Source organism: Prevotella sp. P5-126, assembly GCF_002251185.1.
Lineage (GTDB): Bacteria > Bacteroidota > Bacteroidia > Bacteroidales > Bacteroidaceae > Prevotella.
Genome location: NZ_NPIZ01000053.1, coordinates 70,636 through 90,340 on the forward strand (window position 1 = coordinate 70,636; position 19,705 = coordinate 90,340).

The following is a 19,705-nucleotide window of genomic DNA, read 5'->3' on the forward strand; positions in this document are numbered from 1 at the left end:
TTTGCTGTAGTAATAGAGATTACTTCAGTTTCTTGTAACCATAAACTGAACGGCCACCGAGCTGCTCCTCGATACGGATGAGCTGGTTGTATTTAGCCATGCGGTCGGTACGTGAGAGCGAACCAGTCTTGATCTGACCACTGTTGGTAGCAACAGCGATGTCAGCGATGGTGGTGTCCTCTGTTTCACCTGAACGGTGAGAAGTAACGGTGGTATAACCGTGACGGTGAGCCATTTCGATAGCGTCGAGAGTCTCGGTGAGTGAACCAATCTGGTTAACCTTGATCAGGATAGAGTTGGCAGCACCCATCTTGATTCCCTTCTCCAGGAACTTCACGTTGGTTACGAACAAGTCATCACCAACGAGCTGGCAACGGTCACCGATGCGCTGTGTGAGTTTAACCCAGTTGTCCCAGTCGTTCTCATCGAGTCCGTCCTCGATAGAGTCGATAGGATATTTGGTAATCAGCTGCTCGAGGTAAGCAATCTGCTCCTCAGCGCTGAGCTTCTTACCATTAGGATCTTTCTTCTTACCATTCTTCAGCTGACGGTAATCGTAGAACCACTCACCATTCTCCTGAACAGCAAATTCAGAAGCAGCGCAGTCCATTGCGATCTTCACGTCCTTTCCTGGCTCGTAGCCAGCAGCCTTGATAGCTTCCATGATGGTGTCGAGTGCATCCTCGATGCCGTCAAAGTTAGGAGCGAAACCACCCTCATCACCAACAGCAGTAGAGAGGCCACGAGCCTTCAACAGCTTAGCAAGATTGTGGAAAACCTCAGCACCCATGCGGATGCCTTCCTTTTCGTTGGCAGCGCCAACAGGGCGGATCATGAACTCCTGGAATGCGATAGGAGCGTCAGAGTGAGCACCACCGTTAACGATGTTCATCATAGGAACAGGCAGAACGTAGGTGTTAGTACCGCCGATATAGCGATAGAGGGGAATCTGCAGATAGTTGGCAGCAGCGTGAGCAACGGCCAGTGATACACCGAGGATAGCGTTAGCACCGAGGTTCTTCTTAGTAGGAGTACCGTCGAGTTCCAGCATCTTGGCGTCGATAGCGCGCTGATCCAGAACGCTCATACCTTCGATAGCGGGAGCAATCTTGGTGTTTACGTTCTCTACAGCTTTCTGAACGCCCTTGCCCAGATAGCGGCCTTTGTCGCCATCACGGAGCTCAAGTGCCTCGTTTTCACCGGTAGAAGCACCAGAAGGAACGCTGGCACGACCCATGTCGCCAGTTTCCAGAGTTACTTCAACCTCTACAGTAGGATTACCACGTGAATCCAGAATCTCTCTTGCGTGAATGTTTTCAATAATCATAATAATCTATTATTTTAATGAATGATTGTAAATTTCCGTGCGCAAAGTTACCAAATTTATCTCAAAACTCCATACTCCTGTGGCATTTTTATCGGTGTTTAACCTTTATTTATTTTATATAAGGTGTAGTTTGTCATGCCGAAATGGCAAAACAAAGTGCATCGGTTGGTTGGTAACAGGATGTCGGAACCATATTTCGGCAGCATGGAGCATGAGTCGGTCGGTGTCATCGGGATGGATTCGGGACGTTGTTGGGTTGGTATGTCCATATAGTTCATCGCCTTGAATGGGGCGCCCCAGCCCATCGGGGTGTGCACAATGTACCCGCAACTGATGGGTGCGTCCGGTATGTGGAGTGAGCGAAACTGTATTGGAGTCGATAAATTCATAGTCGGTGACTGCCGTTTTTCCGTGTTCCATATCAACCATTTGCAGCGGTCGATTTGTCATATCGGGCCGCATAGGCAGTCGGATGGTGCCTTTCGCTGGGCAGAGAACCTGTCCAGCTGCAGGTGGTTCGAGCAGAGCAACATAGCGTTTGCGCACCTCATGATGCAGGAATTGGTCTTGAAGGTCGCGATATGCATCGAGTGTCTTTGCCACGATGAGCAGCCCTGAGGTACCCATGTCCAATCGATGTGCCACATAACTGTCGGGATAGCGTTCTCGCATGACGGTCTCCACACTATAGGTTTCGTTGCGACCAGGCACACTCAGCACTCCCGAAGGCTTATCAACCACCAGCAGGCTATCGTCTTCATAGACAATGGCAATGGGTTTTCGTGGATGTGACAATGTATCGGGATCTGGATCCACGTTAAGTCCTTTCAGCATCCATGACAGTACTGGTTTGCATTTTCCACTACACGCTGGATAGTATTGTAAGTGGTGCCGTATCTCTTGGCGAGGCGATTGTCCCCACCAGAATTCTGCCATACACCGTGGTTGAAGTCCGTGTTGATAAGCATACTGTAGGAGTTTGGGGGCACAACAGTCACCCGTACCGCCTGGAGGCAACGGAAATTTTCTTACCACACGGTCGCGATAGTAGCCTTGCCAAATATCGACCAACTGACTACTTTGCCCTTCTGCATTGAGCATGCGATACTGGTCGAACAGCCAGCGTTGTAGTTTTTGCGACCGTTGCTTGCGTGATTCGCGGTCTGTCTTTGCTGTCATGGCTGAGATGGCGCGCTCCTCCTGTTTGAAATATCCATCTGGTTGTTGGGCATCGAATACTGGCGGCACGAAATAATCCCAGTCGTTACGACCGGCAAGGAGTCCACTATAAGCAGCCAGAAACACCAGTTGTCCCTGCTGCTCACACACCAATACACCAAACATCTTGCCGCGGTCGGCATCGTCTTGCAGTTCTTTATGGCTGGCAATATAGCTTTGCACCTCTCTTGCAGCTTGTCGGCAGAGCGGATGTGGCTCGTATCCGAAGGGATAGGTGAACCGTTCGGGTGGCTTTTCGTCGGAATATAGAGGATGTAGCGTCATTGCTTTTTTGTTTTCTGATGCAAAGATACAACTTTTTTGCCAAATTCCTTTTGCATTTCGCTCGCTTAATCGTACCTTTGATACTATGCATCCAAGATAGGCTGCACCTCGAAAATGAAAAGAAAAACATTTTTTCTTTTGCATTTCGCTCGGTTTGCACTACCTTTGCAAACGCTACATAAAAAACGAACTAAAACTACTAAAACATTAAGCTTATGAAACATTTTCTACACATGTTTCTCTGTTTGCTGTGCACACATACCGCTCATGCGCAACAAATAGACTTCAATCAACCCAACGACAATCCTTCACAGTATCTGGAGGAAGGTTATGAAGCATGGGGAATCCCTACGCAACAGCAACCAGCTACCAAGACATTCGGTGGCGTTACATTTACCGTAGAAATAGAAGGCGATGTCAAGGGAAAGACCCTCTATACCGTAAGATGGAAAGACGGACGCCAACATTCCAAGCTCATCTGCGATGGTGTGATGGTCAAGGGACTTGACGAACAGGGCAACAGACCCGAACTCACCACCGGACGGGTAGGCATCAAGGTGCATATAGCTGGACTGCCCAATGGCAACCACACCTTGCTGGCCTATCACAACAATACGGATGGAGGCGATTTCGTAGCTCCTCCCATCAGTATCGATGTTGATGGAGTGACCAAAGTGACGGGCATACAACAGACCCGTCGTGCTACTTCGCTCTCTGAGTCTGCCAAATCGAGCGTAGAATTTACCGTCACAGATCAACGACCTGTCACCATCACCTATTATACAGTACCTGTAGAGGGCACGACCTACACTACCACATCGCTCGAACTCAACTCGCTTGAAGTGGGCGGTGACACTTTCATGGCACTCGACCCTACCCCTGCCAACAACGACCGCCATGCGGCCTGGGAGGATGGTAAGGCTTCGCTGTCGTGGAAAGCTCCCGATGGTACCGCCAAGCATCACTTGGTATTCGGCACCGACTCCATGGCAGTTGTCAATGCCACAACCTACGACTATGAAGGAACAGCAGCCTCATGGCAGACCGGTCAGCTATCGCCATTGACCAGATACTTCTGGCGCATGGACGAAGAGGATGCCCAAGGCAAGATACACCATGGCACGGTATGGTCGTTTCAACCGCGCCGCAAGGCATTTCCTGATGCCGAAGGCTATGGTCAATATGCTGTTGGTGGACGCGGAGGCATAGTCTATCATGTCACTTCACTCGATGACGATGCCACCAATCCCCAACCCGGAACTTTCCGCTATGGTATCACTCAGGTGAAAGGGCCACGCACCATCGTGTTTGATGTGGCAGGTGTAATCCACCTGAAAGCCCGTCTGACCTGTTCTGAGAAATATGTTACCGTGGCGGGACAAACCGCGCCAGGCAACGGTATCTTGTTCCGTGGTGCACCATTCGGCATGCAGAGCGACGGTATCACCCGTTTCATCCGTCTCTACCGTGGCCATATCATTGATGCCAAAGATGCACAGATCGGTATCGACGGAATGGGTATGGCGGGCAACGACCATGCCATCATGGACCATTGCTCCATTTCTTGGACCATCGACGAGGGTTTCTCAAGCCGTAATGCCAAGGCCATCACGCTGCAACGCACTATCATCAGCGAGGCGCTCAACTGTGCCAACCATCCCAACTACGGCACGGGAACACAACACGGCTATGCCGCTACCATCGGAAGCGGACAGATGGGAGGACTGCCCGGATCGTTCCACCACAATCTTTTGGCACATAACGAAGGACGCAACTGGAGTATCTCTGGCGGACTCGATGGCACCGGCAACTATGATGGTCATCATGATGTGTTCAACAATGTGGTTTATAACTGGGGCAGCCGTGCTACCGACGGTGGTTCCCACGAAATCAATTTCGTCAACAACTACTATAAGATGGGACCTGCCACAACCATGAGAAAACTCTTCCGCCATCAGTTTGAAGGAACGGGCAGCGGCACACAGGCTGCTTATGTCAAAGGCAATATTCGCGAAGAACCATCAGGATCAAAAGTCAACGATAAGGAAGGCGACACCTATATATATGAACTCTCCAACGGTCAAGTGCTCAACTGGGAACCCTGGGCCACTAAGCCTTTCTTTGAAAGCTATGCCGAAATCGAAACGGCAGAGAGTGCCTACAAGAGTGTGTTGAGCGATGTGGGTTGCAATATGCCTACTCTTAACAAGCACGATGCACGTATCATCGACGAAACGCGCAACGGATCTACATCGACCACCGGTAGCAAAACGGGCAAAAAAGGCCTCATCGACCATGAGGAAGACAGCGAGGGTTTCGATGCCGCCAAACTTGGAATCACCACCGAGACACGTCCTACAGGATTCGATACCGATATGGATGGCATCCCCAACTGGTTTGAAGAAATTGCAGGAACAGATAAAAATGTTGCCAACAACAATGACGATCGAGATGGAGACCACTACACCGACTTGGAAGAATACCTTGATTGGATGGCACATCCAAACTTCATCGTGAAGGTTGGCGATACCAAGAGCATCGACCTCAAACCCTATTTCGCAGGCTATCCTTCGTTTACGGCTACCATTGCCAATAGCGTCAGCGGTGCCACCATCGAAGACAACAGCCTCAATATGGTCACTACGGTCAAGGGATTCTATACCGTTCGCGTCAAAGTGAGCGACGGTTCCGACTCGATGGTACGTCAGTTCAACTTTGCCGTGACCGACGGTACAACAGGTATCGAACATGTGAAGACCGACGAAGAACAGACCGACGGTCCTATTTACGACCTTCAGGGCCGTCGCATACAGCGTCCGTCAAAGGGCATCTATATACAGAACGGACAGAAGCGACTGGCTCGTTAACTCGAAAAACAAATCCCGATTAGGGAATAAATCACATAGCAGGGTGCAGAGATACACAAAAAAAGTGTAACTTTGCACCCACTATGGTTTCTACGACATCGCCTGTTCAGGCACTCACCCAACAACGATTGCTACTCCAGATGGAGTATCAAGCCGAGAAAGAAGCCTTCCGCAAACAGACCGAAGAGATGGGAATGATGCGGAAGGTAAAGCGTGGCGATGCTTGGTATCCGTTGCAAATCACCAAGAGCTACTATAATTCGCTCAACCAACTGGCTGTGGAGGTGATGCGCACTACCGATACCGACATCGAGCACAACTTCGAATTTGGCAAACCCATCATATTTTTCTCCTGCGATAGTATGTCGCAAAAGGACGCCCCAATCAAGTATTTGTCGTTTACGGCTATGGTGAGCTATGTGGATGGCGACCGCATGGTGTGCGTCATTCCCAACGATGGCTATCTGCTGACACTTCAGCGCACCGACCATCTGGGTGTGCAATTATCGTTTGATGAGACCAGTTACCGATTGATGCTCGATGCACTCGACCGCGCCATACGTGCCAAAGGACGTCTGGCTTACCTTCGCGACCTCTTTTATTCGCGCAAAGAACCTGAAGTGCTGACGTTCGCACCCATGCATTTTCCCTATCTCAACACCACGCAGGAGGCGGCGGTCAACTTAGTGTTGCGTGCCAAGGATGTGGCTATAGTCCATGGTCCGCCAGGAACAGGAAAGACCACAACGCTCGTAGAGGCTATCCACGAGACTCTTATGCGCGAGAGCCAGGTATTGGTATGCGCACAAAGTAACATGGCTGTTGACTGGATTTCGGAGAAATTGGCAGACCGTGGCATCCCCGTACTGCGGTTGGGCAACCCCACACGTGTTACCGACAAGATGCTGTCATTTACTTACGAGCGGCGCTTTGAGGGTCATCCCGACTATCCACAACTATGGGCCATCCGCAAAGCCATACGTGATTTGCGTGCTCACCGAAAGCGCGGCGATGAGAAATACCACCAGAAAATGGAGAGTCTGAAAGGGCGTGCCACCGAATTGGAGATACGCATCAACCAAGAACTCTTCGACGATGCACGAGTGATTGCCTGCACTTTGGTAGGAGCCGGCCACCGACTGTTGGACGGCAGAAAGTTCAGCAGCCTCTTTATCGACGAGGCAGCACAGGCATTGGAAGCTGCCTGTTGGATTCCCATGCGCCGTGTGGGCCGAGTCATCCTTGCCGGCGACCACTGCCAACTGCCGCCCACGGTGAAGAGCATTGCTGCTCTCAAGGCTGGTTTGGGCCGCACATTGATGGAGCATCTGGTAGAGACAAAACCCTCGGCAGTCAGTCTATTGCAGACGCAATACCGCATGAACGAAGACATCATGCGCTTCTCTTCCGACTATTTCTATGATGGTAAGGTGGAGAGTGCTCCCGATGTGAAGTATCGTGGAATACTCGATTTGGACATTCCCATCGAGTGGATTGACACCAGCGGAGAGGAGATGCATGAGGAGTTTGTTGGCGATTCGTTCGGTCGTATTAATAAAAAGGAGGGAACGCTGACGCTCGAAACCCTTCAACATTACTTCGAGCGCATCGGCAAAGAGCGTCTGCTCGACGAGCGCATCAATGTGGGCATCATCTCGCCCTATAGAGCACAGGTGCAATACCTGCGCCGGTTGGTGAGCCGCAGCGAATACTTCAAGCCCTTCCGAAGGCTTATCAGCGTCAATACGGTAGATGGATTTCAAGGGCAGGAACGTGACATCATCGTCATCTCGCTGGTGCGTTCCAATCAAGAGGGACAGATCGGATTTCTCCGTGACCTACGCCGCATGAACGTTGCCATTACTCGTGCACGTATGAAACTCATCATCTTGGGCGATGTGCCTACCATGACACGACATCCATTCTATAAGCAGCTGTGGGACTATATACAACGGTTGAAGAGGAAAGAATAGAGAGAAAAACGAGTTTTCACTTTGCTCTTCACTCACTTAATCATACCTTTGCGACGGTGTCGCCAAGGTACTAACGTTCGGAAAAGCAAAAGAAAAACGAGTTTTCACTTTGCTCTTCACTCACTTAATCATACCTTTGCGACGGTGTCGCCAAGGTACTAACGTTCGGAAAAGCAAAAGAAAAACGAGTTTTCCTTTTGCTTTTCGCTCACTTAATCGTACCTTTGTACCCAAAACCGAAAAAACAATTAAAATGAAGAAGTATATGATGATGGCCATGGCTGTACTGGCAATGGCCTCTTGTAGCGAGAAGAAATTCCATGTAGAAGGCACCATTGCCAATGCTAAAGACTCTGTGCTCTACCTCGAAAACGTGGGCATTGAGGAAATCAACGTAGTGGATTCTGTAAAACTGGACGGCGAAGGCAACTTCAATTTTGCTTGTGCACAAAACGATGCACCCGAATTTTACCGTCTGCGCATTGCAGACCAGATCATCAATGTAAGTATCGATTCTACCGAAACTGTGACCATCAAGACCAAATATCCACAAATGGCTACACAGTATGAAGTAAGCGGTTCAGAAAACTGTGAGAAGATTAAGGAACTTGCCCTTAAGCAAATCGACCTGCAACAGCGGGTCATGGCTATCCAGCGCGACCCAGCTCTGACCATCGACCAAAGCAACGACAGCATCTTACGCATCATCAACGACTATAAGAATGATGTTAAGATGAACTATATTCTCAAAGAGCCCAACCGCTCTTATGCATATTTTGCACTGTTCCAGACCTTGGGCAACATGCTGCTGTTTAACCCTCGCAGCAACAAAGATGACATCAAAGTGTTTGCAGCGGTAGCTACCAGTTGGGATACCTACCATCCAGGAGCTGAGCGCGGAACCAACCTGCACAACATTGCCATCGAGGGCATGAAGAATATGCGCATCAACGAGGCAGACCGTGCCAATACCATCGATGCCAGCAAGGTATCGACCACGGGACTTATCGATATTGCACTGACCGACAACCATGGTAAGGTGTGCCGTCTGAGCGACCTCAAGGGCAAGGTGGTGATGCTCGATTTCCATGTCTTTGGCACAGAAAACTCACCCAAGCGCATCCTGCTCTTGCGTGAACTCTATAACAAATACCATGCACAGGGCTTTGAGATCTACCAGGTAGCACTCGATCCCGATGAGCATTTCTGGAAACAGCAAACCGCCGCACTGCCATGGATTAGCGTGCGCGACCCACAAGGTCTCGACTCACAGTCGCTTATCGTTTACAACGTACAAGGGCTTCCAGAATACTTCCTCATCGATCGTACCAACACTTTGCGCAAGCGCAGTCAGCAAGTACGTGACATCGAGGCTGAGATTAAGGCACTGCTGTAACAGTCTGGCAGACCGTCAGAACCATCAAGAAACAAGCATCGCACAGACCACCAAGTCTATGCGATGCTTATTTTTTGATGAATCCTATTACAGACTATTGTACTATAATGCGTGATGGATGAATGTTTCGGCTGATGCCCTTAATACTTTTGCGGAACTTAGAAACTCTGCAACCAACGGCGCAACTCCATCATCAATTCGAGATGATAGGGGAAGGACTGGAGGATGCCGAAACCATGTCCACCAGTGGGATAGATATGCATCGAGGCAGAAACACCTGCCTGACAGAGTTCCTCGTAATAGCTGACAGCATTGATGGGTGATACCGCTTTATCATCGTTGGCTAATGCTATGAAGGCAGGAGGTGTGGCATGGGTCACGTGCTGCTCGTTGCAATAGTCGTTGATGAGTTTGCGCTTGGGATTCTTACCCAACAGATTATCGCGCGAACCCTGATGGGTGACACCTGTCTCCATAGAGATGACGGGATACATCAATATCTGGAAATTGGGCGCTGCATCGCCCTTAGAATGGGTGGCAATGGTCGAAGCGAGATGACCGCCTGCTGAGAATCCCATGATGCCCACTTGCTGCGGGTCGATATCCCAACTCTTTGCGTTGCGACGCACGGTGCGCATGGCCTCTTCAGCATCTTCGGCAGGCACTTTCCATACGCAATGGGGCATGCGATACTTCAACACAATGACGGCAATGCCCATACTGTTGAAGAAGGGTGCCCATGCAGTTCCCTCTTTTTCAAATGCCAGATGAGTGTAGCCACCGCCTGGACAGATGACAATGGCACGTCCTGTAGATTGGCTCTTCTTAGGCAGAAAGATGCTTATCTTCGCCATGTCGTTGGGGTCGCCATTATTGGTTTGTGGTCCCTGGGGCCACAGATTCAACTCCATGCCTTGCTGGGCATAAGCCGAAGCAGACACAAACAATAAGATTAAAAAAAGTAGTTTCTTCATAATAAAATGATATTTTTAGGTGCAAAGATACATATTATTATTGAAAAGTCTGTATCTTTGCACTACCAAAACGACAAATCATTACGACTATGAATAAAAGATTTCTTTCATTAATGGTGCTCGCCGGACTGACCATCGGAGCACAGGCAAAAGTAAAATTGTCGCATCTTGTGGGCGATAACATGATTATTCAGCAACAGAGTGACGTGCGCCTTTGGGGATGGGCAAAGCCCAAGAGCAAGGTAGTGGCGACCACTTCGTGGAGCAATGAGCGTAGCGAAGCTGTTGCAGGCAAGGACGGTAAATGGTTGCTGACCGTTAAATCGCCCAAAGCCAGCTATACCCCACTGAGCATTAGCTTTGACGACGGTGATGGAAAGGTTACTGTCAATAATGTATTGGCAGGCGAGGTATGGGTCTGCGCAGGCCAGTCTAACATGGAAATGCCTATCAAAGGATTCGGCAATTGCCCTGTGGAAGGCTACAACCAAGTAGTACTCGAAGCCAATAAGCATAAAGGTATTCACTATGTCAAAGTGCCCAGCATCATGAGCACAAAGCCTCTCGACGATGCCAACTGCGAATGGAAAGAGGCCAATGCAGACAATGTTAGCGAAGCATCAGCCACCGGTTACTTCTTCGCCAAGACTGTCAACGAGGCTATCGACGTTCCCGTTGGACTCATCATGGCAAACAAAGGAGGCAGCCGCGTAGAGAGTTGGCTCGACCGAGACTATCTGACCAAGAATACCAAAGAGGATTTAGACTCCACACACATGGTGAATAAATTCAAATGGGACTTTCTCTATCCACTTCTTTGGGGCAACGGCACCTTCAACCCAATACTCAACAGCACCGTAAAGGGCATCCTCTTCTATCAAGGCTGCTCTAACGTGGGCGACCCAGACGGTCAATACACCCAGCGACTGGCTGACCTTGTGGCTCAATGGCGCCGCGATTTCAAGCAGGGCGACATTCCCTTCTACTTCGTACAGATAGCTCCTTATCATAACGGCGACATCAACGGCGACGCTGGACCAAGATTGCGCGAACAGCAGTTCAATGCTGCCAAGGTCATCCCCAACAGTGGTATCGTATGCACCGAAGACCTCGTTTACCCCTACGAGGTAGAGCAAATCCATCCTGCACAAAAGCGTCAGGTGGGCGAACGACTTGCCTATCAAGCCCTCAACAAGACCTACGGCATGAAATCTGTCATCTGTGAGAGCATGACTTTCAAGGAGATGAAGATCGACGGCGATAAGGTTTTGGTACATTTCGACAACGAATACGGAGCCTACAGCCGTTTCGAAGGCATCGAAGGCTTTGAGGTGGCTGGTGCCGACCGCGTGTTCCACAAGGCTACCGCACGCCACACATGGGTTGATGCACCAGGCCCTTGGAACGAAGCCATCGTAGTATCAAGTCCTGAAGTGAAGGAGCCTGTGGCTGTACGCTACTGCTTCCGCAACTTCCAATTGGGCAATCTGGCCAATGCGGGAGGCCTGCCCCTGTTCCCATTCCGCACAGACAACTGGTAATATGAAACATCCTCTTGATATGTTTGCTTACTGCCCAATATGTGGCAGTAAGCAATTTGTTACTAACAATTTTAAGAGCAAGCGCTGCAAAGACTGTGGCTTCACCTATTATGCCAATGTTTGCGCTGCAACAGCAGCATTCATTGTCAACGATCGCGGCGAGATACTCGTGGTGCGCAGAGGTAAAGAACCCGCCAAAGGCACACTCGATTTGCCCGGCGGCTTTGTCGATATGGACGAAACCGTAGAGGAGGGAATGCGTCGCGAGATACAGGAAGAGACGGGCATCCATGCCACAAAGATGGAATATCTCTTTTCCTTCCCCAACCAATATCTATACAGCGGCATCACAGTACATACCATCGATATGGACTTTCTGGTACGTGTTCCTGCCGAAACGCGTGCCCGTGCAGCCGACGATGCTGCCGAATGTATGTGGATTCCCATACGCCATCTCCAGCCAAAAGAGTTCGGACTGACCAGCATACGCCGTGCAGTGGAACGCTTTCTGGAAGTGGCACGCATCGAATAGGCCACACTTCCGTATGCACAAGTCGTTAGTCGGCAGTGTTTTACACATTGCTCGTCACCGCTTCAAATATCACTTGGAACAGCAAAACAAATTGATTTGCTGAGCAAAGTAAATTGATTTGCTGAGGAAAACAATTTGTTTTGCTGAGCAAATCAATTTATTTTGCTATCATATCCCCTATTCATTATATGTCTAACCAACGTCAATAACCTACCGAAAAAAACATCCATAGCACTTCTATAGAATACCCATAAGCGAGGAAACTCAATGAGTTTGCTCAGCAAATTCATTGAAATTGCCCGGTAAATTCATTGAATTTGGTCAGCAAAATCATTGAATTTGCTAAGAAAAGCAACGTCTGAATATAGGCTGCCAGCATGCAAGTAGCTGAATAACAGACATTCAAAGCATATCAACAAGACATTGGCAACAGAACACAGAAACACCATCGGCACAACGCTGAGATATAGATAGCCGACGTTGAAGACAAGCAGACACCAACCAACTATCATGCGGCGAATAGTTAAGAAAACAAAAAAACACCTATATATATAAGGTGTAACCAAAACTTTTACCTACTTTTGCAGCCCGAACAATATTATTATCAAAGGTATGCAAAAGAATTTAGTCATTGTGGAGTCGCCTGCCAAGGCCAAAACAATAGAAAAGTTTTTGGGGAAAGACTATAAGGTCATGTCAAGTTACGGACACATCCGTGACCTCAAGAAGCACGACATGAGCATCAATACCAGCACACTCGAACCCGAATATGAAATACCAGAAGAGAAAGAGAAACTGGTAAAGGAACTCCAGACAACTGCCAAGAAAGCTGAAAAGATATGGCTCGCATCCGATGAGGACCGCGAAGGAGAAGCCATCTCATGGCACCTTTGCGAAGTACTCGGACTCGATGAAGAGAAAACAAGCCGTATCGTGTTCCACGAAATCACAGAGCCTGCAATTCTCAAGGCCATCGAAACACCACGTCACCTCGATATGAATCTGGTCAATGCACAACAGGCCAGACGTGTACTCGACAGACTCGTGGGATTCAAACTATCACCCGTGCTCTGGAGAAAAGTAAAGCCATCACTCTCTGCCGGACGTGTGCAGAGTGTGGCACTAAGACTTATTGTGGATCGCGAACGCGAGATACAAAACTTCAAGAGCGTACCCTTCTATAGCGTAAGCGGCGTGTTTGGAGTGGTCAATGCAGACGGTTCACAGACCGAAGTAAAGGCTCAACTCAACAAGCGCTTCAAGACACACGATGAAGTACTGGCATTCCTCGAGAAGTGTAAAGACGCATCATTCATAGTAGAAGAGGTGACCAAGAAACCTACCAAACGCACACCAGCTCCCCCATTCACTACTTCTACGCTCCAACAGGAAGCTGCACGCAAACTCGGACTCACCGTGAGTCAGACCATGATGGTGGCACAACACCTCTACGAAAACGGACTTATCACCTATATGCGTACCGACTCGGTCAACCTGTCGGCACTATGCACCGAAGCAAGCCAACAGATTGTCACCTCACTCTATGGCGACAATTACAGCCGACCAAGACAGTATCACACCAGTTCGAAAGGCGCACAAGAGGCACACGAGGCCATCAGACCAACCTATATGGACCGTACAGAGATTACGGGAACACCACAGGAGAAACGCCTCTATGAACTGATTTGGAAGCGTACTGCTGCCAGCCAGATGGCAGACGCAGAACTCGAAAAGACTACCATCAGTATTGCCATGAGTGGAACATCAGAACTCTTCGTGGCACAAGGCGAAGTGATTACCTTCGACGGATTCATCAAAGTATATCGTGAATCATTTGACGACGATGACAGCCAAGACGAGGAAATGGCAAAACTGTTGCCTCCTTTGAAACAAGGCGAAGAACTGCAACGCCGCGAAATACAGGCTGTAGAGCGATTCAGCCAAGGACCTTCACGATACAACGAAGCTTCATTTATCAAAAAAATGGAGGAACTCGGCATCGGACGACCTTCTACCTATGCACCAACCATCTCTACTATCCAACAGCGCAAATATGTGCACAAAGGTGACCGAACTGGAACTGAACGCAACTACACTATCGACACGCTGAAAGGACTCCAGATCAAAACCACAGAACGCACAGAGGTGACTGGGTCTGACAAGGGAAAACTGCTGCCTACAGATATCGGTATCGTGGTCAACGACTTCCTCATGGAACACTTCAAGGAGATCATGGACTACAATTTCACCGCTAAAGTGGAACTCGACTTCGATAAGATTGCAAGTGGAGAAGAGCAGTGGAAAGACATGGTAAAACAATTCTACGACGGATTCGAACCTATCGTAGAGAAGACCATCAATGCACGCGACGAGCACAAAGCCGGCGAACGGCAGTTGGGAACAGACCCCAAAAGCGGACGACCCGTATTCGTTAAAATCGGACGATTCGGTCCTGTCGTACAGATAGGATCTGCAGACGATGCAGAAAAGCCACTCTTCGCACAGATTCCAAGCGACAAGAGCATCGAAACCATTACATTGGAAGAAACACTCGAACTCTTCAAACTGCCACGCACCGTAGGAGAATTTGAAGGATCGCCAGTAGTGATAGGCAACGGACGCTTCGGACCTTACATCCTCCACGACAAGAAATACACCTCACTGCCTAAGGATACAGACCCCATGGCGATTACACTCGACGAGTCGATAGCACTCATACGCGAAAAGCGCGAACAGGACCAGAAGCGCCACCTCAAGGTGTTTACCGAAGATCTCGACCTCGAAGTCATCAACGGACGATATGGCCCATACATCGCCTACAAGGGTAAAAACTACCGACTGCCCAAAGCACTCCATCAGAAAGCAGCAGAACTGACATACCAAGAGTGCATGGATATTGTCAACACATCCATTCCCACAAAGAAAAAATGAGACGCATCATACTGATAGGCTATATGGGTTCGGGGAAAACCACAGTAGGCAAAGCCCTCTCCAAAGAGACGGGCATGATGTTCTACGACCTCGACTGGTATATAGAAAGCCGCATGAGAAAAACTGTGGCACAAATCTTTGCGGAAAAAGGCGAAGAGGGATTCAGAAAAATAGAACACAACATGCTCCACGAAGTGGCGGAATTTGAAAACGTCATCATCAGCTGCGGCGGTGGAACACCATGCTTCTTCGACAACATAGACTATATCAACCAACAGGGAGAGGTGGTCTATCTCAAAGCTACACCCGAAGTGCTCTATCGACATCTGCTGATGGGAAAGGTCGAAAGACCACTCATCAAAAACAAGACACCAGAAGAACTCATTGCCTATATCACCGAACAAGTCGCCAAACGCGAGGAATTCTACAACAAAGCACGATACACACTCGACGTCAGTCTCATGGACAACTACGAGAAAATACAACTCAGCGTAGATCAACTGCGCCAACTGCTCAACATCTGAAATCTATTCTCATCCACAACAAATCCCACTCTGTCAAGACATGAAGAAATGGACTATTGAAGATTCTAAGGAACTCTACAACATCAACGGCTGGGGCACCAGCTATTTCGGCATCAACGAACAAGGCAACGTCTATGTCACTCCGTTTAAAGACGGAACACAGATTGACCTGCACGAAGTGATGAACGAACTCGCTCTGCGCGATGTAGAATCACCCGTACTACTGCGTTTCCCTGACATTCTCGACAACCGTATCGAGAAAACATGGAGTTGCTTTAAGAAAGCAGCAAAGGAGTATGACTACAAAGGTGAGAACTATGTGGTCTATCCCATTAAGGTCAATCAGATGCAACCCGTAGTAGAAGAAATCATATCTCACGGACGCAAATTCAATCTCGGACTTGAAGCGGGATCAAAACCAGAATTGCACGCGGTCATTGCCATGCAGTGTCAGAGCGACAGCATCATCATCTGCAACGGATACAAAGATGAAAACTACATCGAACTGGCTTTGCTGGCACAGAAAATGGGTAAGCAGATATTCATTGTGGTGGAGAAAATGAACGAGTTGGAAATCATTGCCAACAAAGCAAAGAAGATGGGTATCAGGCCTAACATCGGCATACGCATCAAACTCGCATCATCCGGAAGCGGTAAATGGGAGGAAAGTGGAGGCGATGCCAGCAAGTTCGGACTCACCAGCGCAGAACTGCTGGAAGCTCTCGACATGCTCAACAAGAAGGGCATGCGCGACTGTTTGAGACTCATCCACTTCCATATCGGAAGCCAAATCACCAAAATCAGACGCATACAGACTGCACTCAGAGAGGCTTCACAATTCTACATACAGCTCCACAAGATGGGCTACAACGTAGATTTCGTAGATTGTGGAGGCGGACTCGGAGTGGATTACGACGGCACAAGGTCACCATCCAGCGAGAGTTCAGTCAACTATTCTATACAGGAATACGTAAACGACTGTATCTACACCTTCGTTGATGCGGCCAATAAAAACAATCTGCCCCACCCCAATCTGATAACAGAAAGCGGGCGATCGCTGGCTGCACACCACTCGGTATTGGTTATCGACGTGCTCGAAACAGCATCGCTACCCGAAATGCCGGAGGAGTTTGAACCCGATGAGAATAGCCACCAACTGGTGAAAGACCTATACGAAATATGGGACAACCTATCACCAAGAAACGTATTGGAAGACTGGCACGATGCAGAACAAATCAGAGAAGAGGTGCTCGATCTCTTTGCACACGGCATCGTTGACCTCAAGACAAGAGCGGAAATTGAGGCGATGTACTGGAGTGTGTGCCATGAAATCAATGCATTGGCAAAGAATCTGAAACACATACCGGAGGAGCTGATGAACATCGACAAACTGCTTGCCGACAAATATTTCTGCAACTTCTCACTCTTCCAGAGCCTCAGCGACTCATGGGCCATCGACCAGATGTTCCCTATCATGCCTATACAGCGACTCACCGAACGGCCCACACGAAACGCAACACTACAGGATATCACCTGCGACTCCGACGGAAAGATTGCCAACTTCGTAACCAATCGCCACAACTCCCACTCGCTGCCGGTGCATCCGCTACGTCGCAACGAACCCTACTACTTAGGAGTTTTCCTCGTAGGAGCCTATCAGGAAATTCTCGGCGACATGCACAACCTCTTCGGCGATACTACCGCAGTACACATTTCCGTTAAGGACGGACAGTATCACATCGACCAGGTGATCGACGGAGAAACCGTTGCTGAGGTGCTCGAATATGTGCAGTATGAACCCAAGAAACTGGTAAGACAACTGGAAATATGGGTTACCAAGAGCGTCAAGCAAGGTAAGATCACACTCGAAGAGGGTAAGGAATTCCTTTCTACCTACCGCAGCGGACTCTACGGTTACACCTATTTAGAATAATAACTGCCGGTTGTCAACAACCGCAGAAACATCACACACCGACGGTACAGACCGTCAACAACTGTTGGCTCTGACCAATCCGGTCAGGGCCAACAATAGTTAAAGAACAAAAAGAAACAAGTGAAACACTGCATATTACGCAAATTTATTACTAATTTTGTATGTGCAACATCACAATAATAAAAATGTTATGGAAAAAATAACCATCGTAAAAGTAGGCGGTGCGGTCGTTGAAGACGAAGCACAACTGACACAGTTACTCAAAGACTTTGCTGCCATCGAAGGGAAAAAAGTACTTGTACATGGCGGAGGACGACGAGCCACAAAGGTGGCTGCAGCACTCGGCATTGAGAGCAAGATGGTCAACGGAAGACGTATCACCGATGCCGACATGCTCGAAGTGGTAACCATGGTCTATGGCGGACTGGTCAACAAAAACCTCGTGGCACGACTGCAAGCTGCGGGAGTGAACGCACTCGGACTGACTGGCGCCGACATCGACGTCATCCGCAGCCATAAGCGCCCCATCAAAGACGGTATCGACTTCGGTTTTGTGGGCGATGTGGAAAAAGCCAACGGACAAATGCTCCACACCCTCATCAACGCAGGAATCACTCCCGTCATGGCGCCGCTGACACACGACGGACAGGGACATATACTCAATACCAACGCCGACACCATTGCCGGAGAAACCGCTAAAGCACTTGCACCCTACTACGATGTTACACTCATCTATAGTTTCGAGAAGAAAGGCGTGCTAAGCAATCCCGACGATGACAACAGCGTCATCAGCGAAATCACACGAGAAGACTTTGAGAGATACAAGGCTGACGGAACCGTAGCAGGGGGCATGATACCCAAACTCGACAATGCTTTCGACGCCATCGGCGCAGGGGTAAAACGCGTGATCATCACCCTTGCAACAGCCATCGACGGACAACACGGCACCGTCATCCGATAATTTAGAGAAAAAAAAATCCATCATTCTGTAACTTTCACTTTCCACAATCGTCGTATATATAGAGAGGATGAAAAAAATCAGTTTTCGAAATGACATCCTGCCACTGAAGAATCTACTCTACAGGCTGGCGCTCCGCATCACTCTCGATCCTGCGGAAGCAGAAGATGTCGTACAGGAAACCATGATAAAGGTATGGAACCGGCGAGACAGCTGGGATACGATAGACAATATCGAAGCCTTCTGCACCACGACATGCCGCAACCTCTCGCTCGACAAGACACGGCGCATGGGACGACAGGAAGCATCGCTCGACAGCGTAGCAACAGACCCTGAAGACCACAGCAGCGCGTCAAACCCCGAAGAGCAGGCAATGCAACGAGACCGGGTGGCACTCATCCGACAACTCATAGACAGACTGCCAGAGAAGCAAAGATGCGTCATGCAACTGCGGGATATCGAGGGGAAGAGCTACAAAGACATTGCCACCTTGCTCGACATCAGCGAGGAACAAGTGAAGGTCAATATCTTCAGGGCACGTCAGGCTATCAAACAACAATTTAAGAAAACAGAGAATTATGGACTATAAGTACATCGAACAACTTTTGGAACGTTACTGGAAAGCGGAAACCTCTATCGAAGAAGAGGACATCCTCCGTGCGTTCTTCAGCCAACAGGACATTCCTGCGGCACTGAAGCAATACCAGCCGCTATTCACCTGCCAGCAGGAAGATGCCGACATCAAGTTGGGCGATGACTTCGATGAACGCATCTTGGCACTCACAGAAGATACCGAAGTGAAGCCCGTCAAGGCTCGCACCATCTCTCTGCAACAGCAGTTGAGACCGCTCTTCAAGGCCGCAGCAGTTATTGCCATCATCTTCTCTGTAGGTGGAGCCCTTCAGCATCCATGGGATGCCAGTTGGAACGACCCACGAATCGACTATGCCAACTCCTATATCCAGCAGATTGACACAGCCGACACCATAGTGCCCATGCAGGCGGAAAACATCACCGATGCCCCTGCCGACAGCAGCAAAGCTGTCAATGAGACACTACACAAAGAATGATACATTTCTATGCTTTCTCTATATTTAAATCATTTCAACATTAAAACAACAACGAAACTGTGAAGTTTCACTTCTCTCAAATTTTTCATAACATACTAACGAAGCGGGCCACCCATCAATAATGATAGGTGGCCCGTCGTACTTTTTGTCGCTAAAGTCCTGAAACTGTTTATGAC

At 49.0% G+C, this 19,705-nt stretch carries 14 protein-coding genes; 11 read left to right on the forward strand and 3 right to left on the reverse strand.

What is annotated here, in order from left to right:
* Positions 1–19 precede the first annotated feature (19 nt).
* Together eno and CIK90_RS05265 are read right to left on the reverse strand one after the other, a co-directional pair.
* Positions 20–1,327 carry a phosphopyruvate hydratase gene (gene eno / locus CIK90_RS05260; protein ID WP_094391502.1) on the reverse strand — a complete coding sequence of 436 codons (1,308 nt, stop codon included), beginning with the start codon at positions 1,325–1,327 and terminating at the stop codon, positions 20–22.
* A gap of 114 nt (positions 1,328–1,441) precedes the next feature.
* The gene (locus tag CIK90_RS05265; protein ID WP_094464600.1) at positions 1,442–2,830 is read right to left on the reverse strand and encodes an RluA family pseudouridine synthase; all 1,389 of its coding nucleotides are present in this window, start codon (positions 2,828–2,830) and stop codon (positions 1,442–1,444) included.
* A 215-nt stretch (positions 2,831–3,045) separates the two neighbouring features.
* Here CIK90_RS05265 and CIK90_RS05270 point away from each other — a divergent pair, with 215 nt between their 5' ends.
* The 3 genes from CIK90_RS05270 (at position 3,046) to CIK90_RS05280 (ending at position 9,066) form a co-directional block, all read left to right on the forward strand.
* On the forward strand, positions 3,046–5,697 hold the full coding sequence (locus CIK90_RS05270) for a hypothetical protein (RefSeq protein WP_094464520.1): 2,652 nt from the start codon (positions 3,046–3,048) through the stop codon (positions 5,695–5,697).
* A gap of 83 nt (positions 5,698–5,780) precedes the next feature.
* On the forward strand, positions 5,781–7,670 hold the full coding sequence (locus CIK90_RS05275) for an AAA domain-containing protein (protein ID WP_094464521.1): 1,890 nt from the start codon (positions 5,781–5,783) through the stop codon (positions 7,668–7,670).
* Between the two features lie 253 nt (positions 7,671–7,923).
* On the forward strand, positions 7,924–9,066 hold the full coding sequence (locus tag CIK90_RS05280; protein ID WP_094434772.1) for a TlpA disulfide reductase family protein: 1,143 nt from the start codon (positions 7,924–7,926) through the stop codon (positions 9,064–9,066).
* Positions 9,067–9,224: 158 nt separating this feature from the next.
* Here CIK90_RS05280 and CIK90_RS05285 read toward each other — a convergent pair whose 3' ends face one another.
* On the reverse strand, positions 9,225–10,040 hold the full coding sequence (locus CIK90_RS05285) for an alpha/beta hydrolase (protein ID WP_094434774.1): 816 nt from the start codon (positions 10,038–10,040) through the stop codon (positions 9,225–9,227).
* Positions 10,041–10,129: 89 nt separating this feature from the next.
* Between CIK90_RS05285 and CIK90_RS05290 the strand changes: the two genes are divergently transcribed.
* The 8 genes from CIK90_RS05290 to CIK90_RS05325 all read left to right on the forward strand — a co-directional run bounded on the left by CIK90_RS05290 (position 10,130) and on the right by CIK90_RS05325 (position 19,529).
* On the forward strand, positions 10,130–11,581 hold the full coding sequence (locus CIK90_RS05290; RefSeq protein ID WP_094391508.1) for a sialate O-acetylesterase: 1,452 nt from the start codon (positions 10,130–10,132) through the stop codon (positions 11,579–11,581).
* A 1-nt stretch (position 11,582) separates the two neighbouring features.
* On the forward strand, positions 11,583–12,113 hold the full coding sequence (locus tag CIK90_RS05295) for an NUDIX domain-containing protein (RefSeq protein ID WP_094464522.1): 531 nt from the start codon (positions 11,583–11,585) through the stop codon (positions 12,111–12,113).
* A gap of 612 nt (positions 12,114–12,725) precedes the next feature.
* Positions 12,726–15,044, forward strand: coding sequence for a type I DNA topoisomerase (gene topA, locus CIK90_RS05300; RefSeq protein WP_094434778.1), 2,319 nt, complete (start codon positions 12,726–12,728; stop codon positions 15,042–15,044).
* On the forward strand, positions 15,041–15,568 hold the full coding sequence (locus CIK90_RS05305) for a shikimate kinase (RefSeq protein ID WP_094391511.1): 528 nt from the start codon (positions 15,041–15,043) through the stop codon (positions 15,566–15,568). The genes topA and CIK90_RS05305 overlap by 4 nt, the downstream gene beginning before the upstream one ends.
* Positions 15,569–15,608: 40 nt before the next feature.
* Positions 15,609–17,501 (forward strand): biosynthetic arginine decarboxylase, encoded by a 1,893-nt coding sequence (gene speA, locus CIK90_RS05310; RefSeq protein ID WP_094391512.1) that lies wholly within the window; start codon positions 15,609–15,611, stop codon positions 17,499–17,501.
* 190 nt (positions 17,502–17,691) lie between these two features.
* Positions 17,692–18,462, forward strand: coding sequence for an acetylglutamate kinase (gene argB, locus CIK90_RS05315; RefSeq protein ID WP_094464523.1), 771 nt, complete (start codon positions 17,692–17,694; stop codon positions 18,460–18,462).
* A gap of 67 nt (positions 18,463–18,529) precedes the next feature.
* Positions 18,530–19,048: an RNA polymerase sigma factor gene (locus CIK90_RS05320; protein ID WP_094391514.1), complete on the forward strand. Its 519-nt coding sequence runs from the start codon at positions 18,530–18,532 to the stop codon at positions 19,046–19,048.
* Positions 19,038–19,529: a hypothetical protein gene (locus tag CIK90_RS05325; protein WP_094391515.1), complete on the forward strand. Its 492-nt coding sequence runs from the start codon at positions 19,038–19,040 to the stop codon at positions 19,527–19,529. The genes CIK90_RS05320 and CIK90_RS05325 overlap by 11 nt, the downstream gene beginning before the upstream one ends.
* Positions 19,530–19,705: the final 176 nt, after the last annotated feature.

What these genes read in the sequence shown, in the direction of transcription:
- eno (WP_094391502.1), bottom strand. Translation starts at nt 1,327, where the DNA reads ATGATTATTGAAAACATTCACGCAAGAGAGATTCTGGATTCACGTGGT.
- CIK90_RS05265 (WP_094464600.1), bottom strand. Translation starts at nt 2,830, where the DNA reads ATGACGCTACATCCTCTATATTCCGACGAAAAGCCACCCGAACGGTTC.
- CIK90_RS05270 (WP_094464520.1), top strand. Translation starts at nt 3,046, where the DNA reads ATGAAACATTTTCTACACATGTTTCTCTGTTTGCTGTGCACACATACC.
- CIK90_RS05275 (WP_094464521.1), top strand. Translation starts at nt 5,781, where the DNA reads ATGGTTTCTACGACATCGCCTGTTCAGGCACTCACCCAACAACGATTG.
- CIK90_RS05280 (WP_094434772.1), top strand. Translation starts at nt 7,924, where the DNA reads ATGAAGAAGTATATGATGATGGCCATGGCTGTACTGGCAATGGCCTCT.
- CIK90_RS05285 (WP_094434774.1), bottom strand. Translation starts at nt 10,040, where the DNA reads ATGAAGAAACTACTTTTTTTAATCTTATTGTTTGTGTCTGCTTCGGCT.
- CIK90_RS05290 (WP_094391508.1), top strand. Translation starts at nt 10,130, where the DNA reads ATGAATAAAAGATTTCTTTCATTAATGGTGCTCGCCGGACTGACCATC.
- CIK90_RS05295 (WP_094464522.1), top strand. Translation starts at nt 11,583, where the DNA reads ATGAAACATCCTCTTGATATGTTTGCTTACTGCCCAATATGTGGCAGT.
- topA (WP_094434778.1), top strand. Translation starts at nt 12,726, where the DNA reads ATGCAAAAGAATTTAGTCATTGTGGAGTCGCCTGCCAAGGCCAAAACA.
- CIK90_RS05305 (WP_094391511.1), top strand. Translation starts at nt 15,041, where the DNA reads ATGAGACGCATCATACTGATAGGCTATATGGGTTCGGGGAAAACCACA.
- speA (WP_094391512.1), top strand. Translation starts at nt 15,609, where the DNA reads ATGAAGAAATGGACTATTGAAGATTCTAAGGAACTCTACAACATCAAC.
- argB (WP_094464523.1), top strand. Translation starts at nt 17,692, where the DNA reads ATGGAAAAAATAACCATCGTAAAAGTAGGCGGTGCGGTCGTTGAAGAC.
- CIK90_RS05320 (WP_094391514.1), top strand. Translation starts at nt 18,530, where the DNA reads ATGAAAAAAATCAGTTTTCGAAATGACATCCTGCCACTGAAGAATCTA.
- CIK90_RS05325 (WP_094391515.1), top strand. Translation starts at nt 19,038, where the DNA reads ATGGACTATAAGTACATCGAACAACTTTTGGAACGTTACTGGAAAGCG.